The sequence below is a fragment of the Streptomyces sp. NPDC005393 genome (assembly GCF_040606675.1).
GTDB lineage: Bacteria > Actinomycetota > Actinomycetes > Streptomycetales > Streptomycetaceae > Streptomyces.
In genome coordinates, this window is the sequence record NZ_JBEXFG010000009.1 from 45,101 (window position 1) to 70,164 (window position 25,064).

The 25,064-nt window shown below is 71.1% G+C and carries 22 protein-coding genes; 18 read left to right on the plus strand and 4 right to left on the minus strand.

What is annotated here, in order from left to right:
- The first annotated feature begins 5 nt into the window (after positions 1-5).
- Positions 6-572: an HIT domain-containing protein gene (locus ABZS71_RS11070; RefSeq protein ID WP_355855150.1), complete on the plus strand. Its 567-nt coding sequence runs from the start codon at positions 6-8 to the stop codon at positions 570-572.
- Positions 573-636: 64 nt separating this feature from the next.
- On the opposite strand, the gene ABZS71_RS11075 is transcribed toward ABZS71_RS11070, so the two are convergent.
- Together ABZS71_RS11075 and ABZS71_RS11080 are read right to left on the minus strand one after the other, a co-directional pair.
- A complete protein-coding gene (locus ABZS71_RS11075; RefSeq protein ID WP_355855153.1) occupies positions 637-2,289 on the minus strand; it encodes a hypothetical protein in 1,653 nt (550 codons plus the stop codon).
- A 161-nt stretch (positions 2,290-2,450) separates the two neighbouring features.
- Complete coding sequence (locus tag ABZS71_RS11080) at positions 2,451-4,658, minus strand: elongation factor G-like protein EF-G2 (RefSeq protein WP_356208917.1); 2,208 nt, start codon at positions 4,656-4,658, stop codon at positions 2,451-2,453.
- Positions 4,659-4,864: 206 nt separating this feature from the next.
- Here ABZS71_RS11080 and pgsA point away from each other — a divergent pair, with 206 nt between their 5' ends.
- The 15 genes from pgsA (at position 4,865) to ABZS71_RS11155 (ending at position 20,461) form a co-directional block, all read left to right on the plus strand.
- Entirely contained in the window at positions 4,865-5,533 is a 669-nt protein-coding gene (pgsA, locus tag ABZS71_RS11085) for a phosphatidylinositol phosphate synthase (RefSeq protein WP_355855159.1), read from the plus strand.
- On the plus strand, positions 5,530-6,471 hold the full coding sequence (locus ABZS71_RS11090; protein ID WP_356208918.1) for a phosphatidylinositol mannoside acyltransferase: 942 nt from the start codon (positions 5,530-5,532) through the stop codon (positions 6,469-6,471). Before pgsA ends, ABZS71_RS11090 begins: the two co-directional genes overlap by 4 nt.
- On the plus strand, positions 6,468-7,655 hold the full coding sequence (locus ABZS71_RS11095; RefSeq protein WP_356208919.1) for a glycosyltransferase family 4 protein: 1,188 nt from the start codon (positions 6,468-6,470) through the stop codon (positions 7,653-7,655). The genes ABZS71_RS11090 and ABZS71_RS11095 overlap by 4 nt, the downstream gene beginning before the upstream one ends.
- A gap of 100 nt (positions 7,656-7,755) precedes the next feature.
- Complete coding sequence (locus ABZS71_RS11100) at positions 7,756-8,298, plus strand: hypothetical protein (RefSeq protein WP_356208921.1); 543 nt, start codon at positions 7,756-7,758, stop codon at positions 8,296-8,298.
- Between the two features lie 187 nt (positions 8,299-8,485).
- Complete coding sequence (gene pdxS / locus ABZS71_RS11105) at positions 8,486-9,406, plus strand: pyridoxal 5'-phosphate synthase lyase subunit PdxS (RefSeq protein WP_355855171.1); 921 nt, start codon at positions 8,486-8,488, stop codon at positions 9,404-9,406.
- Between the two features lie 80 nt (positions 9,407-9,486).
- Complete coding sequence (gene pdxT / locus ABZS71_RS11110; protein WP_356208923.1) at positions 9,487-10,098, plus strand: pyridoxal 5'-phosphate synthase glutaminase subunit PdxT; 612 nt, start codon at positions 9,487-9,489, stop codon at positions 10,096-10,098.
- Positions 10,099-10,162: 64 nt separating this feature from the next.
- Complete coding sequence (locus tag ABZS71_RS11115) at positions 10,163-10,915, plus strand: YebC/PmpR family DNA-binding transcriptional regulator (RefSeq protein WP_356208925.1); 753 nt, start codon at positions 10,163-10,165, stop codon at positions 10,913-10,915.
- Positions 10,916-11,072: 157 nt separating this feature from the next.
- The gene (gene ruvC / locus ABZS71_RS11120) at positions 11,073-11,624 is read left to right on the plus strand and encodes a crossover junction endodeoxyribonuclease RuvC (protein ID WP_356208926.1); all 552 of its coding nucleotides are present in this window, start codon (positions 11,073-11,075) and stop codon (positions 11,622-11,624) included.
- On the plus strand, positions 11,621-12,241 hold the full coding sequence (ruvA, locus tag ABZS71_RS11125) for a Holliday junction branch migration protein RuvA (protein WP_355855183.1): 621 nt from the start codon (positions 11,621-11,623) through the stop codon (positions 12,239-12,241). The genes ruvC and ruvA overlap by 4 nt, the downstream gene beginning before the upstream one ends.
- Positions 12,242-12,308: 67 nt before the next feature.
- Positions 12,309-13,397 (plus strand): Holliday junction branch migration DNA helicase RuvB, encoded by a 1,089-nt coding sequence (ruvB, locus tag ABZS71_RS11130; protein WP_356208927.1) that lies wholly within the window; start codon positions 12,309-12,311, stop codon positions 13,395-13,397.
- Between the two features lie 191 nt (positions 13,398-13,588).
- Positions 13,589-14,134, plus strand: a complete 546-nt coding sequence (gene yajC, locus ABZS71_RS11135) for a preprotein translocase subunit YajC (RefSeq protein ID WP_356208929.1) — start codon at positions 13,589-13,591, stop codon at positions 14,132-14,134.
- 148 nt (positions 14,135-14,282) lie between these two features.
- Positions 14,283-16,025 (plus strand): protein translocase subunit SecD, encoded by a 1,743-nt coding sequence (secD, locus tag ABZS71_RS11140; protein ID WP_356208930.1) that lies wholly within the window; start codon positions 14,283-14,285, stop codon positions 16,023-16,025.
- Between the two features lies 1 nt (position 16,026).
- Positions 16,027-17,145, plus strand: coding sequence for a protein translocase subunit SecF (gene secF / locus ABZS71_RS11145; RefSeq protein ID WP_356208932.1), 1,119 nt, complete (start codon positions 16,027-16,029; stop codon positions 17,143-17,145).
- Between the two features lie 8 nt (positions 17,146-17,153).
- Positions 17,154-17,744, plus strand: a complete 591-nt coding sequence (locus ABZS71_RS11150; RefSeq protein WP_356208934.1) for an adenine phosphoribosyltransferase — start codon at positions 17,154-17,156, stop codon at positions 17,742-17,744.
- A 176-nt stretch (positions 17,745-17,920) separates the two neighbouring features.
- On the plus strand, positions 17,921-20,461 hold the full coding sequence (locus tag ABZS71_RS11155) for a bifunctional (p)ppGpp synthetase/guanosine-3',5'-bis(diphosphate) 3'-pyrophosphohydrolase (protein WP_356208936.1): 2,541 nt from the start codon (positions 17,921-17,923) through the stop codon (positions 20,459-20,461).
- A 72-nt stretch (positions 20,462-20,533) separates the two neighbouring features.
- On the opposite strand, the gene ABZS71_RS11160 is transcribed toward ABZS71_RS11155, so the two are convergent.
- Positions 20,534-21,763, minus strand: a complete 1,230-nt coding sequence (locus tag ABZS71_RS11160; RefSeq protein WP_356208938.1) for a DUF349 domain-containing protein — start codon at positions 21,761-21,763, stop codon at positions 20,534-20,536.
- Positions 21,764-21,971: 208 nt separating this feature from the next.
- The gene (locus tag ABZS71_RS11165) at positions 21,972-22,838 is read right to left on the minus strand and encodes a peptidylprolyl isomerase (RefSeq protein WP_356208940.1); all 867 of its coding nucleotides are present in this window, start codon (positions 22,836-22,838) and stop codon (positions 21,972-21,974) included.
- Positions 22,839-22,982: 144 nt separating this feature from the next.
- Between ABZS71_RS11165 and ABZS71_RS11170 the strand changes: the two genes are divergently transcribed.
- Complete coding sequence (locus tag ABZS71_RS11170; protein ID WP_356208941.1) at positions 22,983-23,699, plus strand: MBL fold metallo-hydrolase; 717 nt, start codon at positions 22,983-22,985, stop codon at positions 23,697-23,699.
- A 13-nt stretch (positions 23,700-23,712) separates the two neighbouring features.
- Positions 23,713-24,975: a histidine--tRNA ligase gene (hisS, locus tag ABZS71_RS11175; protein ID WP_356208942.1), complete on the plus strand. Its 1,263-nt coding sequence runs from the start codon at positions 23,713-23,715 to the stop codon at positions 24,973-24,975.
- Positions 24,976-25,064: the final 89 nt, after the last annotated feature.

The window sequence follows — 25,064 nt, forward strand, 5'->3', positions numbered from 1 at the left end:
CGAATATGCTGGCCCGCATGACGAGTGAGCCGGAGCAGCAGATCGGAGTGGGGACGCCTGACGCGTTCCAGCGCCTGTGGACGCCCCACCGGATGGCATACATCCAGGGCGAGAACAAGCCGAGCGGCCCGGGTGCGGGCGACGGCTGTCCGTTCTGCTCGATCCCGGAGAAGTCGGACGAGGACGGCTTGATCATCGCCCGTGGCCGGTCGGTGTACGCGGTGCTGAATCTGTACCCCTACACGGGCGGCCATCTCATGGTCGTCCCGTTCCGGCATGTCGCCGACTACACCGACCTGGACGCCGAGGAAACGGTGGAGCTGGCCGAGTTCACCAAGGCCGCCATGACCGCGCTGCGTACCGCGTCGGGTGCGCACGGTTTCAATATCGGGCTCAACCAAGGCGCCGCCGCCGGCGCCGGGATCGCCGCGCATCTGCATCAGCATGTGGTGCCGCGCTGGGGCGGCGACACCAATTTCATGCCCGTGATCGGCAGGACCAAGGTGCTGCCGCAACTCCTCGCCGACACCCGCCGGTTGCTCGCCGACGCCTGGCCGAAGCCGCAGTCGTAACCCGCCGCGGGCCCCTGGCCCCGGCCGTGCGCCGGGGGCCACCGGGCCAGGGACCCGCGCGACCTCACGCGTCGTACAGATCGGCCTTCTTCGGGGCCGCGTCCTGGACCTGGCCGCTGAGCATCAGCGAGCGGCTGCCGAACCGCTCGGTGTCCACGCCGTGGTGCTTGAGCACGCCGATGGCCGCCTCATGGACCACGCGCAGCACGGGCGTGGCCGCCCGCAGCGCGTCGTCCGCCATGAAGCGGTGCCGCCACGGCTTGTCCGCCCAGGCGTGGCGCACACCGAACGGCTCGGGCAGGACGAGCTTGCCGCCCAGGTAGTCCAGGACCGGCGGGTACCAGGTGAAGGGGGCGCGGGCGGCCAGCCGCACGACCTCCCCGGGCTTCACGAGGGGCAGGGGGACGGCCTTGGTCTCCCAGAACCGGAAGGTCTTGGCGACCGTCTTCGTGGGAGCCGTGGGCTTGCTGGTGAACAGTGGGTGCACCGGCCCCAGCGCATGCCCGGTGACCTCGATCCGCAGCGTCTTGTGCAGCAGGGTCACCGTGATCATCAGGGTGATCACCAACTGGCCGTCCCAGAGCACGAACTGCACACCCAGATAGTGCCGGTCACCGGCGCCGAACTGCTGCTGGTCGCAGATCCGCTGCAGCTCGACGCCCCTTATCTGGAACCCCTCCTCCTCGGAGGTGCCGCCGCGCTCGACCGCCTTCGCCCCCTCGCCGATCGGCGAGACCACCCAGTGGCGCACGGACGGCGTGGGGAAGCCGCCGGTGTGCAGGGGGGTGCGCTCCAGCATGCGCAGCTGGTCGTGGACCGCCCGTATGACATCCCAGCTGCGGAAGGGGTCGATCTCCTTGTCCGGGTCGGCCGAGACCAGGTCCTCGGCCAGCTGCCAGCTGCCCCACCGGGTGCCCATGCCCAATATGCCCTTGGGGCCGGCGTAGAAGACGACATTGCTGTGCTGCTCGGCGGTGAGCTTGTGCAGCGCCTTGCGCAGCTCCTCGGCAGCCGTCTGACCGGGGTGGTTGGGCACCGTCTCGGGCACCTTCGCGCCTATCCCGCCGCCCGAGAGCAGTCCGTCCCAGGACTCCCGGAGATCCTTGGCGGTGCGCTCGCAGATCTGCTTGGCGATGTACCAGCCGATGACGGGGGCGACCACGACGCCCCGCAGATAGATGCCCCAGAAGCCGCCGAAGGGCAGCTTGATCAGGAAGATGGCTACCATCACCCCGAGTGCCAGGAGCAGCGCGGTGCCGAGCGCCCCCATTCGCTTGTCCTGGGCGCCGGCGACCGAGCGGCGCAGCTGGAAGGCGCCGAGCCAGAGCAGCACCCCGGGGAGGAACAGCAGCCCGAAGACCACCATGACGGCGGTGAGCCGGGCGTCGCGGGTCTTGCGGATGCGGTTGGCGGCCAGACAGTGCTCGACGACCGTCTGCGGCTCGGTGCCGAAGGACTGGATCACCTGGGCCCGGTCGCCGCCGAGCATCCGGGTCTGGACGGCGCGCGAGAACGCCTCGCCCAGATTCGGCTCGAAGAGCGAGATCTTCGGCGCCTTGACCTCCGAGACCGTCCACTCGGAATTGGCGTCGAGCAGCTTTGCCACGGGGGCGTCGCGGTAGGCGGCCGAGGCGAGTGCCTGTGTCGCCGCCGTCTGTCCCGCCGCCCCCGAGAGGGGGACCTGCGCCCCGGGACTGAAGTCGAATCCGTCCGTCACCAACGCCCCCAATACCGCACGCCGCTTGCGCTGCGACCTCAGCGTATCGGGGGTGTGCGCCGCCTGTCGCCAGGGCGTGTGCACCTGTGGACAACCGTCCCCGGACGGTGACCTGTGGAAAACCGCCCGCCCCGGCGCAGTTGGGGCGGGCGGCCCGTGAACTACGCCTCGACCGCCGCGCGTTCGCGTATGCGCTCGGCCAGCTGATGAGGCATCGGCTCATGCCGGGCGTACGAGCGGCTGAACCGCCCGGTGCCGTGCGAGAGCGAGCGCAGATCGACCGCGTACCGCCCGATCTCGATCTCCGGCACATCCGCCTTGATCAGCGTCTGGCCGCCCCCCGCCTGCTCGGTGCCGACGACCCGGCCGCGGCGCCCGGACAGATCGCTCATGACCGCGCCGACATAGTCGTCCGAGACCAGGACGCCCAGCTCGACGACCGGCTCCAGCAGATCGATACGGGCGTCTGCGGCCGCCTCGCGCAGCGCGAGCGCGCCCGCCGTCTGGAAGGCGGCGTCGGAGGAGTCCACCGAGTGCGCCTTGCCGTCCAGCAGCGTGATCCGCACATCGACCAGGGGGTAACCGGCGGCGACACCGCGCGCCGCCTGGGTGCGCACGCCCTTCTCGACGGACGGGATGAACTGCCGGGGCACCGCCCCGCCGACGACCTTGTCCACGAATTCGATGCCCGAGCCGCCCGGCAGCGGCTCCACCTCGATCTCGCAGATCGCGTACTGGCCGTGTCCGCCGGACTGTTTGACATGCCGGCCGCGCCCGGCGGACCTGGCGCCGAACGTCTCGCGCAGCGACACCTTGTACGGCACCGCGTCCACCTGGACGCCGTACCGGCTGCGCAGCCGCTCCAGCGCGACGTCCATATGGGCCTCGCCCAGGCACCAGAGCACCACCTGATGGGTGTCCGGATTCTGCTCCAGGCGCATCGTCGGGTCCTCGGCGACCAGCCGGGCCAGGCCCAGGGACATCTTGTCCTCGTCCGGCTTGCTGTGCGCCTGGATGGCGACCGGCAGCAGTGGGTCGGGCATCTGCCAGGGCTCCATGAGCAGCGGCTGGTCCTTGGACGAGAGCGTGTCGCCGGTCTCGGCGCGGGTCAGCTTGGCCGCATACGCCAGATCGCCCGCGATGGCCTGGGCGAGGGTGCGCTGCTGTTTGCCGAAGGGCGCGGAGAGGGCGCCGACCCGCTCGTCCACGTCGTGGTCCTCGTGGCCGCGGTCCTCCAGACCGTGCCCGGAGACATGCACGGTCTCATCGGGGCGCAGCGTCCCGGAGAAGATCCGGACCAGCGAAATCCGGCCGACATACGGGTCGGAGGAGGTCTTGACGACCTCGGCGGCCAGCGGCCCCTCCGGGTCGCAGATCAGCGGCGGGCGCGAGGCGCCCTGCGGGGTGGTGATGGCGGGCGCCTCGCGCTCCAGCGGGGTGGGGAAGCCGCCGGTGATCAGATCCAGCAGCTCGGTGGTGCCCAGGCCCTGTTTGGAGCCCTCGGCGGCGGGCGCGGCGGCCAGCACGGGGTGGAATCGGCCGCGCGCGACGGCCTTCTCCAGGTCCTCGATCAGCGTCTTGACGTCGATCTCCTCGCCGCCGAGATAGCGGTCCATGAGAGTTTCGTCCTCGCTCTCGGCGATGATCCCCTCGATGAGCCGGTTACGGGCCTCCTCGATCAGCGGCAGCTGGTCGGGGCCGGGCAGCACCTCGGTCCGTACGCCCGGGGCGTAGTCGAAGACCCGCTGGGAGAGCAGGCCGATCAGCCCGGTCACGGGGGCGTGCCCGTCCGGCGCCGGCCTGCCGCGCAGCGGCAGATACAGCGGTAGTACGGCGTCGGGGTCGTCACCGCCGAAGGTCTCGCGGCACAGCTCGGTCATCTCCTCGAAGCTGGCGCGCGCCGCCTCCAGGTGTGTGATCACGATGGCGCGCGGCATGCCGACCGCCGCGCACTCCTCCCACACCATGCGGGTGGCCCCGGCGATGCCCACGGCGTCCTGGGCCGCCGAGATGACGAAAAGGGCCGCGTCCGCTGCCCGCAGACCGGCCCTGAGCTCCCCGACGAAGTCGGCGTATCCCGGGGTGTCCAGGAGATTGATCTTCATCCCGCCCCATTCGACGGGGACCAGGGACAGCTGCACCGAGCGCTGCTGCCGGTGCTCGATCTCGTCGTAGTCGGAGAGGCAGCCGCCGTCCTCGACCCTGCCTGCCCGGTTCACCGCGCCCGTCGCCAGCGCGAGGGCTTCCACCAGCGTCGTCTTTCCGGTCCCGCTGTGGCCGACCAGCACCACATTCCTCAGGGAGCTGGGCCGGTCGGCCGCCGCTGCCCTTCCGGCGGCCCCTGGGTGCGTACTCGTCTTGTCGCCCATGTGTCTCGCCTCCCGGTCGACACCTTGCGATACTTCGAGCTTTCCACCGCGGTAACGGTGCGTCCATACGTCACACATCCGGGCGTACCGCGGGCGTGGTCCGGGAGCTGTCCGACGGGTGCACGGTGGCCCTCCGGTGCCTGGCTACGATGGGCGCGCCGGTGGCCTCTTGACCATCCGGCCCGTTTCGACCCTTCGGGAAGGCCATGCTGAACAAGTACGCGCGTGCATTCTTCACGCGTGTTCTCACACCGTTCGCCGCCCTGCTCATCCGGCTCGGGGTCAGCCCCGACGCGGTGACCCTTGTCGGAACCGGCGGTGTGATCGCGGGCGCCCTGGTCTTCTACCCCCAGGGGGAGTTCTTCTGGGGCACCGTCGTCATCACGCTCTTCGTCTTCTCCGATCTGGTCGACGGCAATATGGCGCGGCAGCTGGGGCGCTCCAGCCGCTGGGGGGCGTTCTTGGACTCGACGCTGGACCGGGTCGCGGACGGTGCGATCTTCGGCGGTCTCGCGTTGTGGTATGCGGGCCGCGGCGACGACAATGTGATGTGTGCGGTGACGATCTTCTGCCTCGCCAGCGGCCAGGTGGTCTCGTACACCAAGGCGCGCGGCGAGAGCATCGGGCTGCCGGTGAACGTCAACGGGCTCGTGGAGCGTGCCGAGCGGCTGGTGATCTCGCTGGTGGCCTGCGGCTTGTCCGGGCTGCACAAGTTCGGCGTGCCGCATATCCAGGTCCTGCTGCCGATCGCGCTGTGGATCGTCGCGGTGGGCAGCGCGGTGACCCTCGTGCAGCGCGTGGTGACCGTGCGCCGGGAGGCCGCCGAGGCGGACGCGGCGGAGCGGCCGGTGCCCCAGGGGGGCGAGGCGCGGTGAAGGACAGGCTGACCGGCGCGCTGTACGGGCTCGGCTGGAGCACGGTCAAGAAGCTCCCGGAGCCGGTCGCGGTGCGTCTTGGGCAGCGCATCGCCGATCAGGTGTGGAAGCGGCGCGGCAAGGGCGTGCTGCGTCTGGAGGCCAATCTCGCGCGCGTGGTCCCCGATGCCTCCGCGCGGCGCCTGGCCGAGCTGTCGCGGGCGGGGATGCGCTCGTACACGCGCTACTGGATGGAGTCCTTCCGGCTTCCGGCGTGGAGCGCGGAGCGGATCCGCGGCGGCTTCGACATCAAGGACGTGCACTATCTCGCGGACGGTCTGGCCGCCGGCCGGGGGGTGGTCCTCGCGCTGCCGCACATGGGCAACTACGACCTGGCCGGGGCCTGGGTCACCACCGAGCTGGGGGTGCCCTTCACGACCGTGGCGGAGCGGCTGAAGCCGGAGTCGCTGTACGACCGCTTCGTGGCCTACCGGGAGGGGCTCGGCATGGAGGTGCTGCCACACCAGGGCGGAGCTGCGTTCGGGACGCTGGCGCGGCGGCTGCGCGCGGGCGGTCTGGTGTGTCTGGTCGCCGACCGGGATCTGTCGGCGTCGGGCGTGGAGGTGTCGTTCTTCGGCGAGCGGGCGAAGATGCCCGCCGGGCCCGCCGCGCTCGCCCAGCAGACCGGGGCGCTGCTGCTGCCGGTCACACTCTGGTACGACGAGTCGCCTGTCATGCGGGGGCGGGTGCATCCGCCGGTCGAGGTGCCCGGGGACGGGAACCGCGCGGAGGGGACCGCCGTCATGACCCAGGAGATCGCCGACGCGTTCGCCGAGGGGATCGCCGAGCACCCCGAGGACTGGCACATGCTGCAGCGGCTGTGGCTCGCGGATCTGGAGCCGCGCGCGGCGGCCGGCGCGAACGCCGGCGCCGATGGTTCCGGAACGGAGAACCCTTGAGGATCGGGATCGTCTGCCCGTACTCCTGGGATGTCCCAGGCGGCGTCCAGTTCCACATCCGTGATCTGGCCGAGCATCTGATCCGGCGCGGCCACCAGGTCTCCATGCTCGCCCCGGCGGACGACGAGACGCCGCTGCCGCCGTACGCCGTCTCCGCCGGGCGTGCCGTGCCGGTGCCGTACAACGGCTCGGTCGCGCGGCTCAACTTCGGCTTTCTGTCGGCCGCGCGGGTGTGGCGCTGGCTGCACGACGGCGCCTTCGACGTCATCCACATCCATGAGCCGACCTCGCCCTCGCTGGGGCTGCTCGCCTGCTGGGCGGCCCAGGGGCCGATCGTCGCGACGTTCCACACCTCCAATCCGCGCTCCCGGGCCATGATCGCCGCGTATCCGATCCTGCAGCCCGCGCTGGAGAAGATCAGGGCGCGGATCGCGGTGAGCGAGTACGCGCGGCGGACGCTGGTCGAGCATCTGGGCGGCGACGCGGTCGTCATCCCCAACGGCGTCGATGTGGACTTCTTCGCGGACGCGGAACCCAAGGAGGAGTGGCAGGGGGACACCATCGGGTTCATCGGCCGGATCGACGAGCCCCGTAAGGGCCTTCCGGTGCTGATGCGGGCCCTGCCGAAGATCTTCGAGGCGCGGCCCGGGGCGCGGCTGCTGGTCGCCGGGCGCGGCGACGAGAAGGAGGCGGTGGCCACCCTGCCCGCGCCGCTGCGCGAGCGCGTCGAGTTCCTGGGGATGGTCAGCGACGAGGACAAGGCGCGGCTGCTGCGCAGCGTCGAGGTGTACGTCGCGCCGAACACCGGCGGCGAGAGCTTCGGCATCATCCTCGTGGAGGCGATGTCGGCGGGGGCGGCGGTCCTGGCCAGCGATCTGGACGCGTTCGCGCAGGTGCTGGACGGGGGAGCGGCGGGTGAGCTGTTCGCCAACGAGGACGCCGACGCGCTGGCCGAGGCCGCGGTGCGGCTGCTGGGGGACGCGGACCGGCTGGCCGAGCTGCGGGAGCGGGGCAGCCGGCACGTACGGCGCTTCGACTGGTCGACGGTCGGCGCGGACATTCTCGCGGTCTACGAGACGGTGACGGACGGCGCGGCGTCCGTGGCCGCCGACGACCGCCTCAGCCTCCGCGCCCGCCTGGGCCTCGCGAAATCCAGCCCGTCAGGGGGTACCTCCCAGCGGTAGCCGGGGGGTGCCCCCTGACGGAGGACATGCCCGGAGGGCGTCGGACAGGGCGGGACGCTCGGGGAAAGGCCGCGCGGCGTAGGCGGTAGCGTGGCGGGCCGTGAGCACTTTGATCTGGATCGCGGTCGCCCTGGTCCTCGTGGCCGCCTATCTGAGCTGGACCGCGGGGCGGCTGGACCGGCTGCACAGCCGGCTGGACGCGGCGCGGGCCGCGCTGGACGCGCAGTTGCTGCGGCGTGCCTCGGTCGCGCAAGAGCTGGCCACCGCCGGAGTGCTCGACCCCGCCGCATCGATCGTGCTGTATCAGGCCGCGCACGCCGCCCGGCAGTCCGAGGAGGAGCACCGTGAGGTCGCCGAGAGCGAGCTGAGCCAGGCGCTGCGGGCCGTGTTCGAGGAGAGTGCGCAGGCCGATGCCGTGCGGGCGGCGCCGGGCGGTGAGGAGGCGCTGGGGGAGCTGATGGAGGCGGCGCGGCGGGTGCCGATGGCCCGGCGGTTCCACAACGACGCGGTGCGCGCGGCGCGGGCGCTGCGGCGCCATCGCACGGTGCGCTGGTTCCGGCTGGCGGGACACGCTCCGTTTCCGCTCGCGTTCGAGATGGACGATGAGCTTCCGGCGGCCCTCGCGGAGCGCGCCGGGTACTGACCGGGCCTGGGCCGCCTTCGAGCCACCGGCCTTCGATTGGCCCTTGCCGAGCCCCGTCCCCACCCGCTTTTGTCATCCGTGCAGCACAGGCGCCTGCGACCTGGACCGGATGGCCGGGTCATGAACGGGGATCGAACGAGCCTACGATGGGCTCATCGCACTTTTCATTACCGAGTGAGGTCAAACCGTGTCCATCACGCCCGCCAGCACGTCCAACTCCGAGGCTCCCGCGACCGGCACCGCCCGCGTCAAGCGCGGTATGGCCGAGCAGCTCAAGGGTGGCGTGATCATGGATGTTGTCACGCCCGAGGAAGCCAAGATCGCTGAGGACGCCGGCGCCGTCGCCGTCATGGCCCTCGAGCGCGTTCCCGCCGATATCCGCAAGGACGGCGGCGTGGCCCGGATGTCCGACCCGGACATGATCGACGGCATCATCGACGCGGTCTCCATCCCGGTCATGGCCAAGTCCCGGATCGGCCACTTCGTCGAGGCGCAGGTGCTGCAGGCCCTCGGCGTCGACTACATCGACGAGTCCGAGGTCCTCACCCCGGCCGACGAGGTCAACCACAGCGACAAGTGGTCCTTCACCACCCCCTTCGTCTGCGGTGCCACCAACCTGGGCGAGGCGCTGCGCCGGATCGCCGAGGGCGCGGCGATGATCCGCTCCAAGGGCGAGGCCGGCACCGGCAACGTCGTCGAGGCGGTCCGCCATCTGCGCCAGATCAAGGGCGAGATCGCCCGGCTGCGCGGCCTGGACAACCATGAGCTGTACGCGGCGGCCAAGGAGCTGCGCGCCCCGTACGAGCTGGTCGCGGAGATCGCGCAGACCGGCAAGCTGCCGGTCGTGCTGTTCTCGGCGGGCGGCGTCGCCACCCCGGCCGACGCGGCGCTGATGCGCCAGCTCGGCGCGGAGGGCGTGTTCGTGGGCTCCGGCATCTTCAAGTCCGGCGACCCGGCCAAGCGCGCCGCGGCGATCGTGAAGGCCACCACCTTCTACGACGACCCGAAGGTCATCGCGGACGCGTCCCGCGATCTGGGCGAGGCCATGGTCGGCATCAACTGCGACACCCTCCCCGAGGCCGAGCGCTACGCCAACCGCGGCTGGTAGCCGGCGCCGCGCGGCACCCCATGGCACCGCGCGTCCCGGTGGACGCGTGGTGCCCCTGACGTCCGAGAGGTCTTCGCTCCGTGTCCACGTCCACGACCACCCCCGATGCCCCCGTGATCGGTGTGCTCGCCCTCCAGGGCGATGTCCGCGAGCATCTCGCCGCGCTCGCCGCGTCCGGTGTTCAGGCCCGGCCGGTCCGCCGTCCCGAGGAGCTCGCCGAGGTCGCCGGCCTGGTGATCCCCGGTGGCGAGTCCACCACCATGTCCAAGCTCGCGGTCGTCTTCGGGCTGCTGGAGCCGCTGCGCGAGCGGGTACGGGCGGGCCTGCCGGTGTACGGGACGTGCGCGGGCATGATCATGGTCGCGGACAAGATCCTCGACGGCCGGGACGACCAGGAGACCATCGGCGGCATCGACATGATCGTGCGCCGTAATGCCTTCGGCCGGCAGAACGAGTCCTTCGAGGCCGAGGTCGACGTCCAGGGCATCGAGGGCGGCCCGGTCGAGGGCGTCTTCATCCGGGCGCCGTGGGTCGAGTCCGTGGGAGGAGAGGCCGAGGTGCTCGCGACGTACGGCGGGCATACCGTCGCCGTCCGGCAGGGCAATGTCCTCGCGACGTCCTTCCACCCCGAGCTGACCGGCGACCACCGGGTGCACGCGCTGTTTGTGGACATAGTCCGCGCCGCGAGCTGACGGGGGATCCCGGTAGGATCTCAGGGGTTCGTACAGCACTGGGTTACGCGAAGGAGACAGGCGGATGTCCGGCCACTCTAAATGGGCTACGACGAAGCACAAGAAGGCCGTGATCGATGCCAAGCGCGGCAAGCTCTTCGCGAAGCTGATCAAGAACATCGAGGTCGCCGCCCGTACGGGCGGCGCGGATCCGGACGGTAACCCGACGCTCTTCGACGCCATCCAGAAGGCGAAGAAGCAGTCGGTCCCGAACAAGAACATCGACAGCGCGGTCAAGCGTGGTGCCGGTCTGGAAGCGGGCGGCGCCGAGTACGAGACGATCATGTACGAGGGCTACGGCCCCAACGGCGTGGCCGTGCTGATCGAGTGTCTGACCGACAACCGCAATCGCGCCGCCTCCGACGTCCGCGTCGCGATGACGCGCAACGGCGGCTCGATGGCCGACCCGGGCTCGGTCTCCTACCTGTTCAACCGCAAGGGCGTCGTCATCGTCCCCAAGGGCGACCTCACCGAGGACGACGTCCTGGCCGCGGTCCTGGAGGCGGGCGCCGAGGAGGTCAATGACCTCGGTGAGTCCTTCGAGGTGATCAGCGAGGCCACCGACCTGGTCGCGGTCCGCAGCGCGCTCCAGGCCGAGAACATCGACTACGACTCGGCCGAGGCCAACTTCGTGCCCACCATGCAGGTGGAGCTCGAAGAGGAGGGCGCGCGCAAGATCTTCAAGCTGATCGACGCGCTCGAGGACAGCGACGACGTGCAGAACGTCTTCGCCAACTTCGACGTCTCCGACGAGGTCATGGCCAAGGTGGACGCCTGACGCCTGAGGGCATGTCAGCGCGCGCGGGCGGGCGGGTCGGCGGGGGGCATACCCCACCGGCCCGTCGGTGTTGTCGGCCGGTGTTGTCGGTGGTAGCCGCTAGCCTGCAGGAACAGTTGACCGACTGGCTGTGAGCGGCCGTGAGGGGAGGGGTGCCGTGCGCGTGCTGGGCGTGGACCCGGGGCTGACCCGGTGCGGGGTCGGCGTGGTCGAGGGGGTCGCGGGCCGCCCGCTGCGGATGCTGGGCATCGGCGTCGTACGGACCCCGGCGGACGCCGTGATCGGCGACCGCCTCGTCCTCATCGAGCGCGGCATCGAGGAGTGGCTGGAGGCGCACCGGCCCGAATTCGTCGCGGTGGAGCGGGTGTTCAGCCAGCACAATGTGCGCACCGTCATGGGCACCGCCCAGGCCGGCGCCGTCGCGATGCTGTGCGCGGCCCGCCGTGGGCTGCCGGTCGCGCTGCACACCCCCAGCGAGGTCAAGGCGGCCGTCACCGGATCCGGGCGCGCCGACAAGGCACAGGTCGGCGCCATGGTCACCCGGCTGCTGCGGCTCGACGCCCCGCCCAGACCGGCCGACGCCGCCGACGCCCTGGCGCTCGCCATCTGCCACATCTGGCGGGCGCCCGCGCAGAACCGCCTTCAGCAGGCCGTCGCCGCCCACCGCACCATGAGCTCCCCGCGCTCCACGAAAGGCCGTACCTCATGATCGCGTTCGTCTCGGGCCCGGTCGCGGCCCTCGGCCCGGACACCGCCGTGGTCGAGGTCGGCGGCGTCGGCATGGCGGTCCAGTGCACCCCGGCCACCCTGTCCGGGCTGCGCGTCGGCCGGCAGGCCCGGCTCGCCACCTCCCTCGTCGTCCGCGAGGACTCGCTGACGCTCTACGGCTTCGCGGACGACGACGAGCGCCAGGCCTTCGAGCTGCTCCAGACCGCCAGCGGGGTCGGCCCCCGGCTGGCCCAGGCCATGCTGGCGGTGCACTCCCCGGACGCGCTGCGGCTCGCCGTGTCCACCGGGGACGAGAAGGCGCTCACCGCCGTCCCCGGCATCGGCAAGAAGGGGGCGCAGCGGCTGCTGCTGGAGCTCAAGGACCGGCTGGGCGAGCCGCTCGGCGCCACCGTGCCCGGCGCCCGGGCCGCGGCCGCCGCGGGCTGGAGCGACCAGCTGCACACCGCCCTGGTCGGCCTCGGCTATGCCACCCGGGAGGCCGACGAGGCGGTGGCCGCCGTCACCCCGCAGGCCGAGGCGGCCGTGGCCGCGGGCGGCGCGCCCCAGGTGGCCCAGCTGCTGCGGGCCGCCCTGCAGACCCTGAACCGCACACGGTGAGCGGCCGCCGGCGCGGCGCGCCGCGACCGGTGGGACCGCTCGAGACGACATCGCGAGGCGAAACTCAGTGAACTGGGACGAGACCGCACCGGCCACCGCCGACGACGCCCTGCCCGGCGCGGGCAACCGGCTGGTGGGCGCCGATGCCGACGGCGAGGACCAGGCGGTGGAGGCCGCGCTGCGCCCGAAGGACCTCGGCGAGTTCGTCGGGCAGGAGCGGGTGCGGGAGCAGCTGGACCTGGTGCTCAAGGCGGCTCGGCAGCGGGGCGGCACGGCCGACCATGTGCTGCTCTCGGGCGCGCCCGGCCTGGGCAAGACCACCCTTTCGATGATCATCGCCGCCGAGATGGGTGCCCCGATCCGGATCACCTCCGGCCCGGCCATCCAGCACGCCGGCGATCTGGCCGCGATCCTCTCCTCCCTCACCGAGGGCGAGGTGCTCTTCCTCGACGAGATCCACCGGATGTCCCGGCCGGCCGAGGAGATGCTCTATATGGCGATGGAGGACTTCCGGGTCGACGTGATCGTCGGCAAGGGGCCCGGCGCCACCGCCATCCCGCTGGAGCTTCCGCCGTTCACCCTGGTCGGCGCGACCACCCGGGCCGGGCTGCTGCCGCCCCCGCTGCGCGACCGCTTCGGCTTCACCGGCCATATGGAGTTCTACGCCCCGGCCGAGCTGGAGCGGGTCATCCACCGCTCCGCGGGGCTGCTCGACGTCACCATTGACGCCGAGGGCGCGGCCGAGATCGCCGGCCGCTCGCGCGGCACACCCCGCATCGCCAACCGGCTGCTGCGCCGGGTGCGGGACTACGCCCAGGTCAAGGCGGACGGCGTGATCACGCGCGAGATCGCCGCCAGCGCCCTGGCGGTGTACGACGTGGACGGCCGCGGCCTCGACCGGCTGGACCGCGCGGTGCTGAGCGCCCTGCTCAAGCTGTTCGGTGGCGGCCCGGTGGGCCTGTCCACACTGGCGGTCGCGGTGGGGGAGGAGCGCGAGACGGTCGAGGAGGTCGCGGAGCCGTTCCTGGTGCGGGAGGGGCTGCTGGCCCGTACCCCCCGGGGGAGGGTCGGGACTCCCGCGGCCTGGGATCATCTGGGGCTCACCCCGCCGCGGCAGGGCGGCGGAGCGGGCCAGACGGGCCTGTTCGGGGCATAAGCGCGCGCTTACCCGGCATCATGGCATGGAGGGCGAATAATGGCGGGGTCAGGAACCCCGGTGCCGCGCCGGGCGTTGTTCCATAGGCGCGGGCTCGCTTAGACTCCGCCGATGCCGTCCGTGATCCGTCGGCATACCCATCCCCGTAGACCAGGCCGCTCCCCGCGGTCGTGTGAAGGAATCTCCGTCCCGTGAATATCGTGACTCTCCTGCCGTTCATCGTGCTCATCGGGGCCATGTTCCTGATGACCCGATCGGCCAAGAACAAGCAGCGCCAGGCCGCGCAGATGCGCAATGAGATGCAGCCGGGCACCGGCGTGCGGACCATCGGCGGCATGTACGCCACGGTCAAGGAGGTCCACGAGGACACGGTCCTCCTCGAGGTGGCCCCCGGCGTCCACGCGATCTACGCGAAGAACGCGGTGGGAGCGGTCCTCGCGGACTCCGAGTACAACCGCATCGTGCACGGCATCGATCCTGACGACGCCGACCACCCCGTCGTTCCCGACGACGCCTCCTCGCTGACCGGGACCGACGGTGCCGACGGCGCCGGCGACTCCCCCGCCGACAAGGCCGGCACCGCCGCCGCTGTCGACGCGGACGAGGCCGAGAAGGCCGATGAGGCCGACAAGGCCGACAAGGCCGACGTCAAGAAGATCGACCTGGGCAAGCAGGACGCCGACGAGGCGGACACGACCGAGGACGGCAAGCGGGACGGCAACACCGACGCGAAGTAGCCCGACACCGGGAACCACGGCGCACCACCGCTCGGTGCGCCGTGGTTCCCTGACGGTCTAGGCTCCGGCGGGGGCTCGTCCCCACAAGACTTCGTGGCCGCCCGGCGCACACCCGATGCGAGGCGGTTGGACAGGGAGATACGAGAAGGTGGCAGCACCGAAGAAGGGCCGCAGGTCCTCCGGGTCACAGGGCAGGCCCGGGCGGGCCTTGGCCGTGATCCTGATCGCCATCGTGGCGCTGACCGGGGGGATGTTCATCTCCGGTCACACCACGCCGCGATTGGGTATCGACCTCGCGGGCGGCACCAGCTTCACGCTGGAGGCCAAGAACCAACCGGGCAAGCCCAACGCGATCAACACCGACAATATGAACACCGCCGTGAGCATCATCGAGCGGCGGGTCAACGGTCTGGGCGTGTCCGAGGCCGAGGTCCAGACGCAGGGCGACAAGCACATCATCGTGAACATCCCCAAGGGGACGAACGCGAAGCAGGCCCGGCAGCAGGTCGGCACCACCGCCCAGCTCTACTTCCGCCCGGTGGTGACCACCGCCCCGGCCGGGCAGAAGCCCCCGCAGCCCACCCCGACCCCCTCGGCCGGCGCCAGCGACAAGGGCAAGAGCGACAAGGGCGACAAGAGCGACGGCGCCAAGGCGTCGAGCACACCGTCCTCGTCCGCCGGCACCCAGGGGCGCTCGGTCTCCCAGGGCCTGAAGGCCGACAAGACGCCGAGCTCGTCCCAGAGCCCCACGCCCTCCAAGACCCCCAAGGGCGAGCAGTCCAAGAAGCCCGGATCCTCCGGCCCGAAGATCGACTGCACCACCAGCAAGGGTCGGGCCGCGGCGGCCGAGAAGGCGGCGAACGCCAAGCCGAGCGACACCATCGTGGCCTGCGGCCAGAAGGGTGACGCCCAGTACGTCCTCGGCCCCTCCCAGGTCGAGGGCACCGACGTCGACGACGCCTCGTCCGTCTTCGAGAGCCAGAACGCGGCGGGCTGGATCGTGCAGCTCGACTTCAACGGCAAGGGCGCCAAGAAGTTCTCCAGCGTGACCGGCAAGCTGGCCGGCCAGCAGCCGCCGCAGAACCGCTTCGCGATCGTCCTGGACGGTGAGGTCGTCTCCGACCCCGAGGTCAACGAGGCCATCACCGGCGGCCGGGCCACCATCTCCGGCGGCTTCACCCAGCAGAGCTCCGAGGACCTGGCCAACGTGCTGTCCTACGGTGCGCTGCCGCTGTCCTTCGACATCGCGGACGAGACCACCGTCTCCGCCGCGCTCGGCGGTGAGCAGCTGCAGGCCGGCCTGATCGCCGGCGCCATCGGCATGGCCCTCGTCGTCATCTACCTGGTCCTGTACTACCGCGGCCTGGCCCTCGTGGCCATGGCCAGCCTCGGGGTCTCCGCGATCCTGACGTACGCGATCATGGTGCTGCTCGGCCCGGGCATCGGCTTCGCGCTGAACCTGCCGGCGGTCTGCGGCGCGATCGTGGCCATCGGTATCACCGCCGACTCGTTCATCGTCTACTTCGAGCGGATCCGCGACGAGATCCGCGAGGGCCGCTCGCTGCGCCCCGCCGTCGAGCGCGGCTGGCCGCGGGCCCGGCGCACCATCCTGGTGTCGGACTTCGTGTCGTTCCTGGCCGCCGCGGTGCTCTACATCGTCACCGTCGGCAAGGTGCAGGGCTTCGCCTTCACCCTGGGGCTGACCACGCTGCTCGACATCGCCGTGGTGTTCCTGTTCACCAAGCCGCTGATGACGATCCTCGCCCGTCGCCCGTTCTTCGGGAACGGCCACTCGTGGTCCGGGCTGGACCCCAAGCGTCTCGGGGTCAAACCGCCACTGCGCCGTCGCCGCCCCGCCGCCCCCGGCCCCGCCGACACGAAGGAGGCGTGAGATGTCGCGACTCGGCAATCTCGGCGCCAGGCTCTACCGAGGCGAGGTCGGCTACGACTTCGTCGGCAAGCGGAAGCTCTGGTACGGCATCTCGATACTGATCACCATCACGGCCATCGTGGGCCTGGCGGTGCGCGGCCTCAACATGGGCATCGAGTTCTCCGGCGGCGCTGTCTTCACCACCCCCCATAGCAAGGTCTCGGCCACCGACGCGCGCCACGCCGCGGAGGAGGCGGCCAGCGGCCACACCGTCGTCGTCCAGGAGCTCGGCCGCGGCGGTCTGCGGATCCAGATCAGCGAGGTGGACACCAAGGAGGCCGCGCCGGTCCAGGAGAAGCTCGCCAAGGAGCTGGGCGTCAAGGCCAACAAGATCGACACCCAGCTGGTCGGCCCGAGCTGGGGCGAGCAGATCGCCGGCAAGGCATGGCAGGGTCTGGCGATCTTCATGGTCCTGGTGGTGATCTATCTCGCCATCGCCTTCGAATGGCGGATGGCGCTGGCCGCCCTGATCGCGCTGATCCACGACCTCACCATCACCGTCGGGGTCTACGCACTGGTCGGCTTCGAGGTCACCCCGGGCACCGTGATCGGTCTGCTGACGATCCTCGGCTACTCGCTCTACGACACCGTGGTGGTCTTCGACGGCCTCAAGGAAGCGTCGAAGGACCTCACCAAGCAGACCCGCTTCACCTACAGCGAGATCGCCAACCGCAGCCTCAACTCGACCCTGGTGCGCTCCATCAACACCACGATCGTGGCGCTGCTGCCGGTCGGCGCGCTGCTGTTCATCGGCGGCGGTCTGCTCGGCGCGGGCATGCTCAACGACATCTCGCTGTCGCTCTTCGTCGGCCTCGCCGCCGGTGCCTATTCCTCGATCTTCATCGCCACCCCGCTGGTCGCCGACCTGAAGGAGCGCGACCCGCAGATGAAGGCGCTGGCCAAGCGGGTGCGCGCCAAGCGCGCCGCGGCCGCCAAGGCCGAGGCCGGGACCGCCCCGGCCGGCGAGGACGACGAGCCGGATCTCGAGGACGCCGCCGCGGCCACGGGGGTCGTCGTCCAGCGCCGCCAGGCCGCCACCCGCAACCGGGGCCGCGGCCGACCGTCGGGCAAGCGCCGATGAGCGCCGGGGTGACGGACGCCGGGACGACGGGCGAGGCCGGCGGATTCGGCGGCCTCGGCGCCGAAGAGCTGCGCGGTCTGCTGCTCAGCCGGATCCAGGACGTGCCGGACTATCCCAAGCCGGGTGTGATGTTCAAGGACATCACGCCGCTGCTCGCCGACGCCGCGGCCTTCGGCGCGCTGACCGACGCGCTCGCCGGGCTGTGCACCCGGCACCGGGCGGACAAGGTCGTGGGGCTGGAGGCGCGCGGCTTCATCCTCGCCGCCCCGGCCGCCGTCCGCGCCGGCATCGGCTTCGTACCGGTCCGCAAGGCGGGCAAGCTGCCCGGGGCGACCCTCGGCCAGGCGTACGAGCTGGAGTACGGCACCGCGGAGATCGAGATACACGCCGACGCGCTGGAGCCCGGCGACCGGGTCCTGGTGATCGACGATGTACTCGCCACCGGCGGCACCGCCGAGGCGTCGCTCCAGCTCATCCGGCGGGCCGGCGCCCAGGTCGCCGGCGTCGCGGTGCTGATGGAGCTCGGCTTCCTGGGCGGCCGCAGCCGGCTGCTCGGCTCGCTCGGCAGCGCCCCGCTGGAGGCCCTGATCACGGTCTGAGCCCCACCGGGCCCACACCACCGCCGGAGGGCGGGGACCTGCGCGGACACGGGGTTCCCGCCCTCCGCCGTGCCCGCCGTGGGCCCGCGGCTTCCCGTCCGAGCGGCAAGCGGAGTGGCGGGATCGATACCATGGGAACCCGACCTCTCGAGGTCCGGACCGCTTGAGGAGTGCTCTTGCCAGACGAGGCCCAGCCGCTCTCCCCCAGGACTCGTCCGGGGGGATCCCCTTCCGCCCACTCGGACGCGCCCACCGCCGCCGCCCCGACGGCGGCCTCGGCCACGCCCCGGAACGGCGGCGACAGCCAGGCCGGGAGCGGCCCCGAGCAGACGCGGACGAGCCCGCAGCCCCCCGCGGGCCGCGGCAGTGCCCAGCAGCCCCCCGTGGCGGCCTCCCGCCCCCTGCAGAGCCCGGCGCCCCGCTCGGGCTCGTCCAACCGCGTCCGGGCCCGGCTGGCCCGTCTCGGCGTCCAGCGCTCCAGCCCGTACAACCCGGTCCTGGAGCCCCTGCTGCGCATCGTGCGCGGCAACGATCCCAAGGCGGACGCCTCGACGCTGCGCCAGATCGAGCGCGCGTACCAGGTGGCCGAGCGCTGGCACCGCGGCCAGAAGCGCAAGAGCGGCGATCCGTACATCACCCACCCCCTCGCGGTGACCACGATCCTCGCCGAGCTGGGTATGGATCCGGCCACCTTGATGGCCGGGCTGCTGCACGACACCGTCGAGGACACCGAGTACGGCCTGGACACCCTGCGCCGCGACTTCGGCGACCAGGTCGCCCTGCTCGTCGACGGCGTCACCAAGCTGGACAAGGTCAAGTTCGGCGAGGCGGCCCAGGCCGAGACCGTGCGCAAGATGGTCGTCGCCATGGCGAAGGACCCGCGCGTCCTGGTCATCAAGCTCGCCGACCGGCTCCACAACATGCGCACCATGCGCTATCTCAAGCGGGAGAAGCAGGAGAAGAAGGCCCGCGAGACGCTGGAGATCTACGCCCCGCTCGCCCATCGGCTGGGCATGAACACCATCAAGTGGGAGCTGGAGGACCTCGCCTTCGCGATCCTCTACCCCAAGATGTACGACGAGATCGTGCGGCTGGTCGCCGAGCGGGCCCCGAAGCGCGATGAGTACCTGGCCGTCGTCACCGACCAGGTCCAGGGCGATCTGCGGGCGGCCCGCATCAAGGCCACGGTCACCGGCCGCCCGAAGCACTACTACTCCGTCTACCAGAAGATGATCGTGCGGGGCCGGGACTTCGCCGAGATCTACGACCTGGTGGGCATCCGGGTGCTCGTCGACACCGTCCGCGACTGCTACGCGGCCCTCGGGACCATCCACGCGCGGTGGAACCCGGTGCCCGGGCGGTTCAAGGACTACATCGCGATGCCCAAGTTCAACATGTACCAGTCGCTGCACACGACGGTCATCGGGCCCAGCGGCAAACCGGTCGAGCTGCAGATCCGCACCTTCGACATGCACCGCCGCGCCGAGTACGGCATCGCCGCGCACTGGAAGTACAAGCAGGAGGCCGTCGCCGGCGCCTCCAAGGTGCGCACCGATGTGCCGCGGGGCAAGGCCGGCAAGGACGACGCCATCAACGACATGGCGTGGCTCCGGCAGCTGCTTGACTGGCAGAAGGAGACCGAGGACCCGGGCGAGTTCCTGGAGTCCCTGCGCTTCGACCTGTCCCGTAACGAGGTCTTCGTCTTCACGCCCAAGGGCGATGTCATAGCGCTTCCGGCCGGGGCCACCCCGGTGGACTTCGCGTACGCCGTGCACACCGAGGTCGGCCACCGCACCATCGGGGCGCGGGTCAACGGGCGGCTCGTACCGCTCGAGTCGACCCTCGACAACGGCGATCTGGTGGAGGTCTTCACCTCCAAGGCCGCGGGCGCCGGGCCTTCCCGCGACTGGCTGGGCTTCGTCAAGTCACCGCGCGCCCGTAACAAGATCCGCGCCTGGTTCTCCAAGGAGCGCCGCGACGAGGCCATCGAACAGGGCAAGGACGCGATCGTCCGGGCGATGCGCAAGCAGAACCTGCCGATCCAGCGGATCCTCACCGGAGACTCGCTGGTCACCCTCGCCCATGAGATGCGCTACCTCGACATCTCCTCGCTCTACGCGGCCATCGGCGAGGGCCATGTCTCCGCGCAGAACGTCGTCGGCAAGCTGGTCTCGGCCCTCGGCGGCGAGGAGGCCGCCAACGAGGACATCGCCGAGACCGCCCCGCCCATCCGCCGCTCCAAGCGCCGCTCCAGCGCCGACCCGGGCGTCGTGGTCAAGGGCGTCGAGGACGTATGGGTCAAACTGGCCCGCTGCTGTACGCCGGTCCCCGGCGACCCCATCATCGGCTTCGTCACCCGCGGCAGCGGCGTCTCCGTGCACCGCGCCGACTGCGTCAACGTCGACTCGCTCTCCCAGCAGCCCGAGCGCATCCTCGACGTCGAATGGGCCCCCACCCAGTCCTCCGTCTTCCTGGTCGCCATCCAGGTCGAGGCGCTGGACCGGTCCCGGCTGCTGTCGGACGTCACCCGCGTCCTGTCCGACCAGCACGTCAACATCCTCTCCGCGGCCGTCCAGACCTCCCGCGACCGGGTGGCCACCTCGCGTTTCACCTTCGAGATGGGCGACCCCAAGCACCTGGGGCACGTCCTGAAGGCCGTACGCGGCGTCGAGGGCGTCTACGACGTGTACCGGGTGACCTCGGCCCGCGCGCGCTGAGAGAACGCCGCACACACACAGGGAGGCGGCCCCGGCACCAGGTGCCGGGGCCGCCTCCCTGTTCACAGCAACTCAGCCGCCGAACTCCTCCAGGCCCTTCAGCGCCTGGTCCAGCAGCGCCTGGCGGCCCTCCAGCTCCTTGGCGAGCTTGTCCGCCTTGGCGTTGTTGCCCGCCGCGCGGGCCGCGTCGATCTGGGAGCGCAGCTTGTCGACGGCGTCCTGGAGCTGGCCGGTGAGCCCCTGGGCGCGGGCCCGGGCCTCCGGGTTCGTACGGCGCCACTCGACTTCCTCGGCCTCCTGGATGGCGCGCTCGACCGCGTGGAGCCGGCCCTCGATGCGGGCGCGGGCGTCGCGCGGGACATGGCCGATGGCCTCCCACCGCTCGTTGACCGACCGGAAGCCCGCGCGGGCCGCCTTCAGATCAGAGATCGGCAGCAGCTTCTCGGCCTCGACGACCAGCTCCTCCTTGCGGGTGAGGTTCTCCTGCTGCTCGGCGTCGCGCTCGGCGAAGACCTCGCTGCGGGCCTGGAAGAAGACGTCCTGCGCACCGCGGAAGCGGTTCCACAGGTCGTCCTCGGCCTCGCGCTGGGCGCGGCCCGCGGCCTTCCAGTCCGACATCAGCTCCCGGTACCGGGCCGCGGTCGGACCCCAGTCGGTGGAGCCGGACAGCGCCTCGGCCTCCGCGACCAGCTTCTCCTTGGTCTGGCGGGCCTCCTCGCGCTGTGCGTCCAGCGCCGCGAAGTGCGCCTTGCGCCGCTTGGAGAACGCCGAGCGGGCGTGCGAGAAGCGGTGCCACAGCTCGTCGTCCGTCTTGCGGTCGAGGCGCGGCAGGCCCTTCCAGGTGTCGACCAGGGCGCGCAGCCGCTCCCCGGCCGCCCGCCACTGCTCGCTGGCGGCCAGCTCCTCGGCCTCGGTGACCAGCGCCTCCTTGGCCCTGCGGGCCTCGTCGGTCTGGTGCGCCTTGGCCGCCCGGCGCTCCTCGCGGCGCGCCTCGACATCCCCGGTGAGCTTGTCGAGCCGCTTCCTCAGCGCGTCCAGGTCGCCGACCACATGGTGCTCGTCGAGCTGGTGCCGGATGTGCTCGATGGCAGCCGTCGCGTCCTTGGCCGACAGATCGGTGGTCTTGACCCGGCGCTCGAGGAGGCCGACCTCGACGACCAGGCCGTCGTACTTGCGCTCGAAGTAGGCGAGGGCCTCTTCCGGCGATCCCGCCTGCCACGACCCGACGACCTGTTCACCGTCGGCCGTACGCACGTACACGGTCCCCGCCTCGTCGACGCGGCCCCAAGGCTCGCTGCTCACAGCGCCTCCTCCACATGATGCCGGGCGGGCGCGCGGCCCGCGGGCATCGTCCACAGTTTCTTCCGGCCGGGTAGCGCCCTGGCCGGTCTCACAGCAAGGTGGCAGCCCATGGGGGCAGGCACCCTACACAACGCCAACATAGGCGAACGGTGCCCCGGCTGTCCGTATCCTGCGCGACCGAAATTTCGCAGTACGCACGTCAGCGACCTCAGGACTTGGTGACCGTCGCCTTGTTGATCAGAACGGTGGCGTTCGGAGCGGTGTTCCCCATCTGGTCCGCGGGGGCCGCCCCGGCGTTGGCGATCTTCTTGAGGGTCTTCATGCCGTCCTTGCCGACCGTGCCGAACGGGGTGTAGTCCGGCGGCAGCTGGCTGTCCTGGTACACGAGGAAGAACTGGCTGCCGCCGGTGTTCCGGCCCTGCTTGGCCTGTGCGTCGTACTGGTTGGCCATCGCGACCGTGCCGGCCGGGTACACGTTCCCCTTGAGCGAGGGGTCCTTCAGGTTCTCGTCCGGGAGGGTGTACCCCGGGCCGCCCTGGCCGGTGCCCTGCGGATCGCCGCACTGCAGCACATAGATCCCCTGAGCGGTCAGCCGGTGGCACTTGGTGTGGTCGAAATAGCCCTTCCCGGCCAGGAACTCGAACGAGTTGACCGTGTGCGGCGCCTTGGCCGCCTTCAGGTCGATGGGGATGTCCCCGCAGGTCGTCTCGAGCTTCATCGTGTACGAGGCCGACTCGTCGATCGCGACCGCCGGCTCCTTCTTCCACGACAGCTTCTTCGGCTTCTTGCCCTCGGCGGCCTTCGCGCCCTTCGCACAGGGGTCCGGCGCCTTGGAGGTGGGGGAGGCCGAGGGGCTCGTGGACGCGGCGGCGTCGTCCTTCTTCTTGTCCTTGCCGTCTCCGGACAGCGCGCCCGCCGCCGCCACGGCGCCTCCCGCGGCCAGCACCACGGCCAGCACGGAGGCGATCACCACATTGCGGCGGCGCGTCTTGCTCCGCGCCGCCTGGCGGCGCTGCTGCTGACGAAGGTACTTCTCCCGGGCGAGTTGCCGCCGCCGCTGCTCGTTACTGACCACCGGGTCGTCTCCTCATGGCGTATGCCGTCGCTGTCATGTGTGAGGGCTCGGCCGTACCGTATACGGGTTCGCTGTGGCGGGGCCGCCGCCGGTAGGCTCTGGAGCTGCCGACATTCTTCCGCCGGACGACTATTAAGGACGATCGTGCTCATTGCCGGGTTCCCCGCCGGGGCCTGGGGGACCAACTGCTATCTGGTCGCCCCCGCCGCCGGTGAGGAGTGCGTGATCATCGACCCGGGCCATCAGGCGGCCCAAGGAGTCGAGGAGGCGGTCGCCAAGCATCGGCTCAAGCCCGTCGCCGTCGTCCTCACCCACGGCCATATCGACCACGTGGCCTCGGTGGTCCCGGTGTGCGGCGCCCATGACGTACCGGCCTGGATCCATCCGTCCGACCGCTTCATGATGAGCGACCCCGAGAAGGCCCTCGGCCGCTCCATCGGCATGCCGCTGCTGGGCGAGCTGACCGTGGGCGAGCCGGACGACGTCAAGGAGCTGGCCGACGGCGCCGAGCTGAACCTGGCCGGGCTGGAGTTCTCCGTCGCGCACGCCCCGGGCCATACCAAGGGGTCGGTGACGTTCCGGATGCCCGAGCAGGCGGACATCCCGTCCGTCTTCTTCTCGGGCGATCTGCTCTTCGCCGGCTCCATCGGACGCACCGATCTGCCCGGCGGCGACCACGCCGAGATGCTCGAGTCGCTGGCCCGTGTCTGCCTGCCGCTCGACGACTCGACCGTGGTGCTGTCCGGCCACGGCCCCCAGACCAGCATCGGCCGCGAGCGCGCCACCAACCCGTATCTGCGGGAGGTGACCGCCGGCCTCGGAGGCGGCACGCACGAGCCGGCTCCGCGACGAGGAATGTGACGAGAGACCTACGTTGAGCACCTTCAAGGCCCCCCGGGGCACGTATGACCTGATCCCGCCGGTCTCCTCGACCTATCTGGCGGTGCGCGAGGCGATCGCCGCGCCGCTCAGGCGGTCCGGCTACGGCTATGTCGAGACCCCCGGCTTCGAGAACGTCGAGCTCTTCGCGCGCGGCGTCGGCGAGTCCACCGACATCGTGACCAAGGAGATGTACACCCTCACCACCAAGGGCGGCGACGAGCTCGCGCTGCGCCCCGAGGGCACCGCCTCGGTGCTGCGCGCCGCCCTGGAGGCCAATCTGCACAAGGCCGGATCCCTGCCGGTCAAGCTCTGGTACTCGGGCTCGTACTACCGCTACGAACGGCCGCAGAAGGGCCGCTACCGGCACTTCTCGCAGGTCGGCGCGGAGGCGATCGGCGCCGAGGACCCGGCACTCGACGCCGAGCTGATCATCCTGGCCCACGACGCCTACCGGTCGCTGGGGCTGCGCAACTTCCGGATCCTGCTGAACTCGCTGGGCGATGCCGAGTGCCGCCCCGTCTACCGAGCCGCCCTCCAGGACTTCCTGCGCGGGCTCGACCTGGACGACGACACCCGGCGGCGCATCGAGATCAACCCGCTGCGGGTGCTCGACGACAAGCGCGACGCGGTGCAGAAGCAGCTGGTCGGCGCCCCGCTGCTGCGTGACTATCTGTGCGAGGCGTGCAAGGCGTACCACGCGGAGGTCCGCGAGCTGATCACCGCGCAGGGTGTGACCTTCGAGGACGACGCTAAGCTGGTCCGCGGCCTGGACTACTACACCCGTACGACCTTCGAGTTCGTCCACGACGGCCTCGGCTCGCAGTCCGCGGTCGGCGGCGGCGGCCGTTACGACGGCCTGTCCGAGATGATCGGCGGCCCGGCGCTGCCCTCGGTGGGCTGGGCGCTCGGCGTGGACCGTACGGTGCTGGCGCTGGAGGCCGAGGGCATCGAACTGGACATCCCGGACGCCACCAGCGTCTTCGCGGTGCCGCTGGGGGAGGAGGCCCGGAAGATCCTCTTCGGCGTGGTCAACGAGCTGCGCAAGGCGGAGGTCGCCACGGACTTCGCCTACGGCGGCAAGGGCCTCAAGGCGGCCATGAAGGCGGCCAACCGCAGCGGCGCGCGGTACGCGATCGTGGCGGGCGAGCGGGACTTCGCCGAGGGCGTGGTCCAGCTGAAGGACATGGAGTCCGGCGAGCAGACCGCCGTGCCGCTGGGTGATGTGGTCGAGGCGGTCCGTTCGCGCCTCGCCTGACGCGCCCCGTCCTACCCGCCGCCTGCGCCCGGAACGTCCCTTGGGGCTGCTCAATCGCCGGATGCCTCCGGCGATTGAGCAGCCCCAGC

Coding starts and splice junctions, on each gene's coding strand:
- ABZS71_RS11080 (WP_356208917.1), bottom strand. CDS start 4,658: ATGGGCGACAAGACGAGTACGCACCCAGGGGCCGCCGGAAGGGCAGCG.
- secF (WP_356208932.1), top strand. CDS start 16,027: ATGTCGCGACTCGGCAATCTCGGCGCCAGGCTCTACCGAGGCGAGGTC.
- pgsA (WP_355855159.1), top strand. CDS start 4,865: ATGCTGAACAAGTACGCGCGTGCATTCTTCACGCGTGTTCTCACACCG.
- ABZS71_RS11070 (WP_355855150.1), top strand. CDS start 6: ATGCTGGCCCGCATGACGAGTGAGCCGGAGCAGCAGATCGGAGTGGGG.
- ABZS71_RS11115 (WP_356208925.1), top strand. CDS start 10,163: ATGTCCGGCCACTCTAAATGGGCTACGACGAAGCACAAGAAGGCCGTG.
- ruvA (WP_355855183.1), top strand. CDS start 11,621: ATGATCGCGTTCGTCTCGGGCCCGGTCGCGGCCCTCGGCCCGGACACC.